This is a genomic window from Streptomyces sp. YGL11-2, assembly GCF_050054615.1.
Classification (GTDB): Bacteria; Actinomycetota; Actinomycetes; order Streptomycetales; family Streptomycetaceae; genus Streptomyces.
The window spans coordinates 46,003-54,142 of sequence record NZ_JBNHIN010000021.1 but is presented as its reverse complement, the minus strand read 5'-3'; the positions used below and the strand labels follow the sequence as shown (position 1 = coordinate 54,142).

Below are 8,140 nucleotides of genomic sequence, written 5' to 3'. Positions count from 1 at the left end.
CCCCCCCCCTCCGGCCCGCCCCCTCCCGTCGGCAGAGCGCCCCCGCCCGGTGGGGGTGATGATTTCCGGGCCGTCGTGGTGAACCCGGGGACCAGAAGCGCGGGTTGGGCGTGAGCACCCAGGGCCCCTCCTTCTCCCCCAGGGGTGGGGACCCGCGATTCCGGCGGGAGGGTGTGGGGCCGGAGGGGGGTGTCGTGGACGTAAAGCGCAGCAGTCCACGACACCACCCCGGAGGCCCCGCACCCGGCACCCACCACACACCGGGGCCCCACCCCGAACACCCCTCCGCCGAAGGCGGAAACCGGCCCACCAACCCCCTCCGCTCCCGCCGAAGGCGGGGAAAAACCCACCCGCTCCCCCGCGGCGGGACAGACGGCTACGTGGGCCGCACCCCAAAACGGCTCCCCCGCGGCGGAAAAGCCGGCTACGTGGGTGTCACCCCAGTGGGCTACGTGGGGATCAACCAAGGACCGTCGTCAGGAACTCCCCCACCCACGACAGCAGTTCGCGCCCCACCAACGGCTTGCCGCCGATCTTGCCGGTCGTCGGGCGCGGCACCAGGATCTGGCGGGTGGCCGGCTTGAGGACCGTACGGGGGTAGAGGCGCTTGAGGCGGAGCTCCTGGGATTCGCGCAACTCCACCGGGCCGAAGCGGATGTTGGAGCCCTGGAGGGTGATGTCCGAGACGCCGCAGGCGCGGGCCAGCATCCGCAGACCGGCGACCAGGAGGAGGTTCTCGACCGGCTCGGGCAGCTTGCCGTAGCGGTCGGTCAGCTCTTCGCGGACCGCCGCGATGTCCTCCTCGGAGTTCGCCGAGGCGATCGCGCGGTACGCCTGGAGGCGCAGTCGCTCGCCGGGCGCGTAGTCGTGCGGGACATGCGCGTCCACCGGGAGTTCGATCTTGACTTCGAGCGGGGGCTCCTCCTCCGCGCCGCCCTCCAGGGACGCGCGGTAGTCGGCGACCGCCTCGCCCACCATGCGTACGTAGAGATCGAAGCCGACGCCGGCGATGTGGCCGGACTGCTCGCCGCCCAACAGGTTGCCCGCGCCGCGGATTTCGAGGTCCTTCATGGCGACGTACATACCGGCGCCCATCTCGGTGTGCTGGGCGATGGTCGCCAGCCGCTCGTGGGCGGTCTCGGTGAGCGGCTTCTCCGGCGGGTAGAGGAAGTAGGCGTAGCCGCGCTCGCGCCCGCGGCCCACCCGGCCGCGCAGCTGGTGGAGCTGCGAGAGGCCGAAGTTGTCGCCGCGCTCGACGATCAGGGTGTTGGCGTTGGAGATGTCGATACCGGATTCCACGATGGTCGTGGAGACCAGGACGTCGAACTTCTTCTCCCAGAAGTCGACCACGACCTGCTCCAGCTGCGACTCGCCCATCTGGCCGTGGGCGGTCTGGATGCGCGCCTCCGGCACGATCTCGCGGAGCCGGGCCGCCGCGCGGTCGATGGACTCGACGCGGTTGTGGATGTAGAAGACCTGGCCCTCGCGCAGGAGTTCGCGGCGGATGGCGGCGCCGATCTGCTTCTGCTCGTAGGGCCCGACGAAGGTGAGGACCGGGTGCCGCTCCTCGGGGGGCGTGGTGATCGTCGACATCTCGCGGATGCCGGTGACGGCCATTTCGAGGGTCCGGGGGATCGGGGTCGCGGACATCGTCAGGACGTCGACGTTGGCGCGGAGCTTCTTGAGCTGTTCCTTGTGCTCGACGCCGAAGCGCTGCTCCTCGTCGACGATGACCAGGCCCAGGTCCTTGAACTTGGTCTCGGAGGAGAAGAGGCGGTGGGTGCCGATGACGATGTCGACGGCGCCCTCCCGCAGGCCCTCCAGCGTCGCCTTCGCCTCGGTGTCGGTCTGGAAGCGGGAGAGCGCCCTGACGTTGACCGGGAACTGGCCGTACCGCTCGGTGAACGTGCCGTAGTGCTGCTGGACGAGGAGGGTGGTGGGCACCAGCACGGCGACCTGCTTGCCGTCCTGGACGGCCTTGAAGGCGGCCCGGACCGCGATCTCGGTCTTGCCGTAGCCGACGTCGCCGCAGATGAGGCGGTCCATGGGGACGGACTTCTCCATGTCCTCCTTGACCTCGGCGATGGTCGTCAGCTGGTCGGGCGTCTCCGCGTACGGGAAGGCGTCCTCCAGCTCGCGCTGCCAGGGGGTGTCCGGGCCGAAGATGTGGCCGGGCGCCGCCATCCGCGCCGAATACAGCTTGATCAGGTCGGCGGCGATCTCCTTGACGGCCTTCTTGGCGCGCGCCTTGGTCTTCGTCCAGTCGGCGCCGCCGAGCCGGTGCAGCGTCGGGGCCTCGCCGCCCACGTACTTGGTGACCTGCTCCAGCTGGTCGGTGGGGATGTAGAGCCGGTCGCCGGGCTGGCCGCGCTTGGCGGGGGCGTACTCGACCAGGAGGTATTCGCGGGTGGCGCCCTGGACCGTGCGCTGCACCATTTCGATGTAGCGGCCGACGCCGTGCTGCTCGTGGACGATGAAGTCGCCGGCCTGGAGGGTGAGCGGGTCGATCTGCTTGCGGCGGCGGGCCGGCATCCGGGCCGCGTCCTTGCCGGCGGCCTTCTGGCCGGACAGGTCGGTCTCGGTGAGCACCGCGACCTTCAGGCCCGGGTCGATGAAGCCGTTGTCGATCGAGCCGCAGGCCACATGCACGACGGACGGCGCGATCTCGCCGAGGTCGGCCTCCAGGCGGGCGGCGATGCCCTCACCGCCCAGCACCTCGACCGTACGGGCCGCGGGGCCGTGGGCCTCGGTGACGAACACCGTGCGCCAGCCGTCCGCGAGCCACTGCTTGGTGTCGGCCAGCGCCCGCTGGGTGTCGCCCCGGTACGTCTCCGGGGCGTGCATCCCCAGCTTGAGGGTGTCCCCGTCGGCCTCTTCCTCGTCGGCCGCGCTGTATCCGATGTCATCGGAGGTGCTGAGCCCACTGTCACGAGAGGTGCTGAGTCCACTGTCACCAGAGGTGCTGAGTCCACTGTCACCAGAGGTGCTGAGTCCACTGTCACCAGAGGTGAACTGCGACACCGACCACCAGGGCATGCCCAGCTCGCGGGCCCGGTCGCGGACGGCCGCGATGCCCCACAGGGAGGCCGCGCCGACGTCGATCGGCGCCGCGCCGCCCCCGGCACTGGCCGCCCAGGACGCCTGGAGGAACTCCTGGCTGGTGGCGACCAGGTCGGCGGCCCGGGTGCGCACCCGCTCCGGGTCGCAGACCACCGCCATGCTGCCCTTCGGGAGGACGTCCAGCAGGAGTTCCATGTCGTCCACGAGGACCGGCGCCAGGGACTCCATGCCCTCGACGGCGATCCCCTCGGCGATCTTCCCGAGCAGCTCGCCCAACTCCGGGTGCTGCTCGGCGAGATCCGCGGCCCGCGCTCGCACCTCGTCGGTCAGCAGTAGCTCGCGGCACGGCGGCGCCCACAGCCCGTGCTCGGCGACCTCCAGGGACCGCTGGTCGGCGACCTTGAAATAGCGGATCTCCTCGACGTCGTCGCCCCAGAACTCCACCCGCAGGGGATGCTCCTCCGTGGGCGGGAAGACGTCCAGGATGCCGCCGCGGACCGCGAACTCGCCGCGCTTCTCGACCAGTTCAACGCGGGCGTAGGCAGCCGCCGCCAGTCCGTCGACGATCTCCTCCAGGTCGGCGGTCTGCCCCGTGCGCAGGCTGACCGGCTCCAGGTCGCCCAGTCCCTTGACCTGCGGCTGGAGCACCGAGCGGATGGGCGCGACGACGACCGAGACCGGGCCCGCGGTCGGGTCGTCCGCCTGCGGGTGGGCGAGCCGGCGCAGCACCGCCAGACGGCGGCCGACGGTGTCCGAGCGCGGCGACAGGCGCTCGTGCGGCAGCGTCTCCCAGGAGGGGAACTCCACGACCGCGTTGTCCTCGCCGACCGGCATCAGCGACCGCAGCGCGGCGGCCAGGTCCTCGGCCTCGCGGCCGGTGGCCGTCACCGCCAGCACCGGGCGGCCGGACTGCCGGGCGAGGGCGGCCACCGCGAACGGGCGGGCGGCCGGCGGGCCGACCAGGTCCACATGCGGCCGGTTTCCGTCGGCCGCGGCCCTGACCGCTTCGGCGAGCGCCGGGTCCCGTACGACGGCGTCGAGCAGACCAGTCAGGCTCATGAAAAAGATTCCGTCCCAGCGAGGCGAACAACGCGACCGGTCCGACACTCCCTCGGCAGCGCCGACGGGCGCGCACGGACCAGGGTTGCCAACCTTACGCTCGCCCACTGACAACCGGCCGCCGGATCGAGCAGCCGGCCCGTCCCACCCTTCGAGAAGCCCCGTTCCGCTCGGCGCCGGCGCGTGGAAGGGTGTCGGCAGAATCGTGTCGACTACACGTAGTGGGTCGGCCGCACAGGACGGTCGGGCGCGCGACGGCCGCGCCACGCCAGGAGGGGGCCCGGTGAGCCGCATCACTCAGGACAGCCACGGCGCCGGCCGGAACGGGGCCGGGAACCAGGGGCCGGGCGGGGGGAGCGCCACCGGCCCGGCCACCTCGCGGCGCGGGCCCGTGGTCGCCGCCCTCATGCTCGGCATGGCGCTCGCCGCCCTCGACTCGACGATCATCGCCACCGCCATCCCCCAGATCGTCGGCGACCTCGGCGGCTTCGCCGTCTTCTCCTGGCTCTTCTCCGGCTACCTCCTCGCCGTCACCGTCACCCTCCCCGTCTACGGCAAGCTCTCCGACACCTACGGCCGCAAGCCCATCCTCGTCACCGGCATCGCCCTCTTCCTCCTCGGCTCGCTGGCCTGCGCCGGCGCCTGGAACATGGCCTCCCTCATCGCCTTCCGCATCCTCCAGGGCCTGGGCGGCGGCGCCCTCCAGGGCACCGTGCAGACGATCGCCGCCGACCTCTACCCGATGAAGGAACGCCCCAAGATCCAGGCCAGGCTCTCCAGCGTCTGGGCCGCCTCGTCCGTCGCCGGGCCGGGTCTGGGCGGGCTGCTCGCCGCGTACGGCGACTGGCGCTGGATCTTCCTGGTCAACCTGCCCGTCGGCGCGCTCGCCCTCTGGCTGATCGTCCGCCATTTCTTCGAGGACGACGCCCGCCACGACAGCGAACGGGCCCGCACCGCCGCCGGGCGCCGCCCCCGCGTCGACTGGCCCGGCGCGCTCGCCATCTTCGCCTGCGGCGGACTGCTGCTCACCGCCCTCGTCCAGGGCGGCACCGCCTGGCCCTGGCTCTCCGCGCCGTCCCTGCTGCTGCTCGCCGGCAGCGCGCTGTGCGCCGCGGCCACCTTCGCCATCGAACGCCGCGCCGCCGAGCCGATCATCCCCGGCTGGGTCTGGCGCCGCCGCACCATCTCCGCGGTCAACCTCGCCCTCGGCGCCCTGGGCCTGCTGATGGTCGCCCCCACCGTCTTCCTGCCCACCTACGCCCAGACGGTCCTCGGCCTCGGCCCGATACCCGCCGGCTTCGTGCTCTCCGTGATGACCCTGAGCTGGCCGATATCCGCCGCCTTCAGCAGTCGCGTCTACACCCGCATCGGCATCCGGAACTGCGCGCTCCTCGGCATGGCCGGCGCCGGCCTGGTCCTGCTGGCCTTCCCGCTGCTCCCCTACCCGGGCGCCGCCTGGCAGCCCGCGCTGCTGATGCTGGCGCTCGGTGCCGCGCTGGGCCTCTTCCAGCTCCCGCTGATCATCGGCGTCCAGTCCTCGGTCGGCTACGCCGAGCGCGGCACCGCCACCGCCTCGATCCTCTTCTGCCGCCAGGTCGGCCAGTCCATCGGCGCCGCCCTCTTCGGCGCCATCGCCAACGCCACCCTCAACGACCGCCTCGCGCACGCCCCTTCGGCCATCCGCACCGGTCTGCCGCACGACCTCGACGCGGTCTCGCACGCCCTGGAGCACGCCGGTGCGCTCACCGCCCGCACCGCCGACTACCTGCGCCGCGCCGTCGACACCACCGTCCACCACGTCTACCTGGGCGCCGCCGCTGCCGCCGCCCTCGCCCTGCTCGCCGTGCTCCTGCTCGCACCGCGCCGCTTCCCCGTCCACGCGGATGCCCGCACGGGCGCGAGCACCCCGGACGCGGCCGCGCCGGACAGCCCATAAGCCGCAGACAGCGACATCTGGAACCGAATCTCTCAAATTCCTAAACATGGGCAAAATTCGGACATTCGGGAGTGCATTCCAGCCCCGAGTCCCGAAGATGATTGCCACATACAGCAGCTTCACAGGATGGTCGTCGGGCAAGCGCGAGACGAAACGATGGATTGCCGCTTTACGGCGATCATCGAGACGCTTATTCATCGCGACGCCATCGACGGTGGCCCCGAAGCGACCTCGCGATTCGACATGCGAATGAAGGAAAACCTGTGATCTCAAAGACGAAGAAGGCCGCGCGTTCCCTGTCCGTGGCCTTCGCCGCAGCCGCGACGCTCACCCTGACCGTGCCGACCGGAAACGCGTTCGCCATCGACCATGTCGCCTGCAAGGGCGGGGAGAACTTCCTGAAGATCTGGTCGCACCTCGGCGACAGCCAGAGCGTGGACTGCTACGCGAACGGCGGGAAGACCGACTTCGGGGGGTGGTGGGTCGACAAGATCTCCACGGGGAACAACGACATGGTCTATTACGACGACAATGGCGACTCGGTGAAAGTCGAGCGGTGGCACGAAATCACCTTCCCGAACCGTCCGCCGAAGGTCAACGCCATCGAAATTCTCTGAGGAGGCAACGGGTCGGTTTGCCCGGATGGCCAATTCGCTGATTGTCCGTTCCTGATTACCGCCCCTTGTCGGGCGAGCACGGGATTTCCGTAGCGGGAATCCGCTCGCACCCGGGCCACGGGTGCCGGCCACGCCTTCCCGGCGTGACCGGCACCCGTTGGTAAGCGGTCGCCCCGAACTACGAGCGCCCGCCGCCGCGCTCCATGCGGGGCCGCTGGGTCTCCACCGTCTCCTCGTTGTCCGGTTCGGCCTCGGGGGCGGCGCCACCGGCCGCGGAACCGGCGTCCCCGCCCATGGCGGCGAAGTCCCCCGGGTCCTTGCCGGTGAGCGCCGCCAGGCTGTTGCGCACATGCGCCATATGGATCCGGACCTCCTCCCGCTCCTCGTCGTTCTCCCGCACGATCCGCTCGGTGGCCCGCTCGATCCGCTCCGCGTCGACCCGCGCCTGTGCCAGCAGCTCCGCGGCCCGCGCCTCGGCGTCCTCCTGGCGGTGCCGGGCCGACTCCTCGGCCTCCGCCGTCAGCCGCCGGCGCTCGGTCACGACGGCCTCCCCGTGCGCGTCCAGCTCGGCGACGCGCAGGTCCATCTCGGCCGCCAGGCTGGTCAGTTCCCGCTCCAGGCCGTCCCACTCCTCGTTCTGCCGCGCCTCCTGGTCCCGCAGCAGCTGCGCCGTGCGGCGGCGCATCTCCACCAGCTCCGCGGACGCCTCGGACCGCAACTGCTCGGCGTCCTTGACCGCCCCGGCCACCAGCGCCGACGCCGCGTCGCACGCCGTCTCGTCGATGCGGCGCGCGTCCTCCGACGCCTCCGCGCGCAGCCGCTGCGACGCCTTGTCCGCCGCCGTCTGCGTCTGCTTCCCGAACGCGGCGGCATCGTCGCGCAGCCGCTCCGCGGCGGCATCGGCCTCGGACCGCAGCCGGGCCGCCTCGGACTCCGCCGTCGTCAGGATCAGCCGGGCCTGATCGCCGAGATCCTCGTACGTCTGCTCCGGCAGCTGCGCCACAAAGGCGCGCAGCTCGGCGACTTCGGCCCCCATCTCGTGGCACAGGACCGTCAGCCGCGCGGCGCGCTCCCAGCAGGAGTCCCTGTCGATGGAGAGCCCCTCGACGCGCCGGTCCACGTCCTCAGGGCGGTAGCCGCGTCCTCGTACGGTCTCGAACCCGTAAGGCGAAACCGAAGTACTCATCCCTCAAGCCCCTCTCCGCTGCGCTCAGCAGTCGCGCGGATCCGCATACCTCCGTACAGTCCCGCGCACATCTTTCTGGATCGGCCCGAAGCGGCTCCATTACGACACTCCGCCCATTCCCTCCCACAAGGATGCGGTATGTGCCGACAGAAGCCGGAATTGGATCTTCGCCCGCGAGGGGGGTGCGGAGTATCAACGACCTGACGCGGTCGGATGTCACGGCATGCACGCCGGGCGCCCCGCGGCGGCGCGCCGCACCGCGCACCACGGAAAGAAGGGGCG

The 8,140-nt window shown here is 71.4% G+C and carries 4 protein-coding genes and 2 pseudogenes; 3 read left to right on the top strand and 3 right to left on the bottom strand.

Annotated features, from left to right (window positions below):
- Positions 1-459 precede the first annotated feature (459 nt).
- Both mfd and ACO1BR_RS23490 read right to left on the bottom strand, forming a co-directional pair.
- A pseudogene (gene mfd / locus ACO1BR_RS23495) lies at positions 460-2,889 on the bottom strand (transcription-repair coupling factor); the annotation flags it as partial.
- Between the two features lie 120 nt (positions 2,890-3,009).
- Positions 3,010-4,119: pseudogene (locus tag ACO1BR_RS23490) on the bottom strand (transcription-repair coupling factor); the annotation flags it as partial.
- Positions 4,120-4,525: 406 nt separating this feature from the next.
- Between ACO1BR_RS23490 and ACO1BR_RS23485 the strand changes: the two are divergent.
- The 3 genes from ACO1BR_RS23485 (at position 4,526) to ACO1BR_RS23475 (ending at position 6,672) form a co-directional block, all read left to right on the top strand.
- A complete protein-coding gene (locus ACO1BR_RS23485) occupies positions 4,526-6,055 on the top strand; it encodes an MFS transporter (RefSeq protein WP_426797123.1) in 1,530 nt (509 codons plus the stop codon).
- Positions 6,056-6,181: 126 nt separating this feature from the next.
- Entirely contained in the window at positions 6,182-6,322 is a 141-nt protein-coding gene (locus ACO1BR_RS23480; protein WP_426797058.1) for a hypothetical protein, read from the top strand.
- On the top strand, positions 6,319-6,672 hold the full coding sequence (locus ACO1BR_RS23475) for a beta/gamma crystallin domain-containing protein (RefSeq protein ID WP_426797057.1): 354 nt from the start codon (positions 6,319-6,321) through the stop codon (positions 6,670-6,672). Before ACO1BR_RS23480 ends, ACO1BR_RS23475 begins: the two co-directional genes overlap by 4 nt.
- A gap of 178 nt (positions 6,673-6,850) precedes the next feature.
- Here ACO1BR_RS23475 and ACO1BR_RS23470 read toward each other — a convergent pair whose 3' ends face one another.
- Complete coding sequence (locus tag ACO1BR_RS23470) at positions 6,851-7,858, bottom strand: cellulose-binding protein (RefSeq protein ID WP_426797056.1); 1,008 nt, start codon at positions 7,856-7,858, stop codon at positions 6,851-6,853.
- Positions 7,859-8,140: the final 282 nt, after the last annotated feature.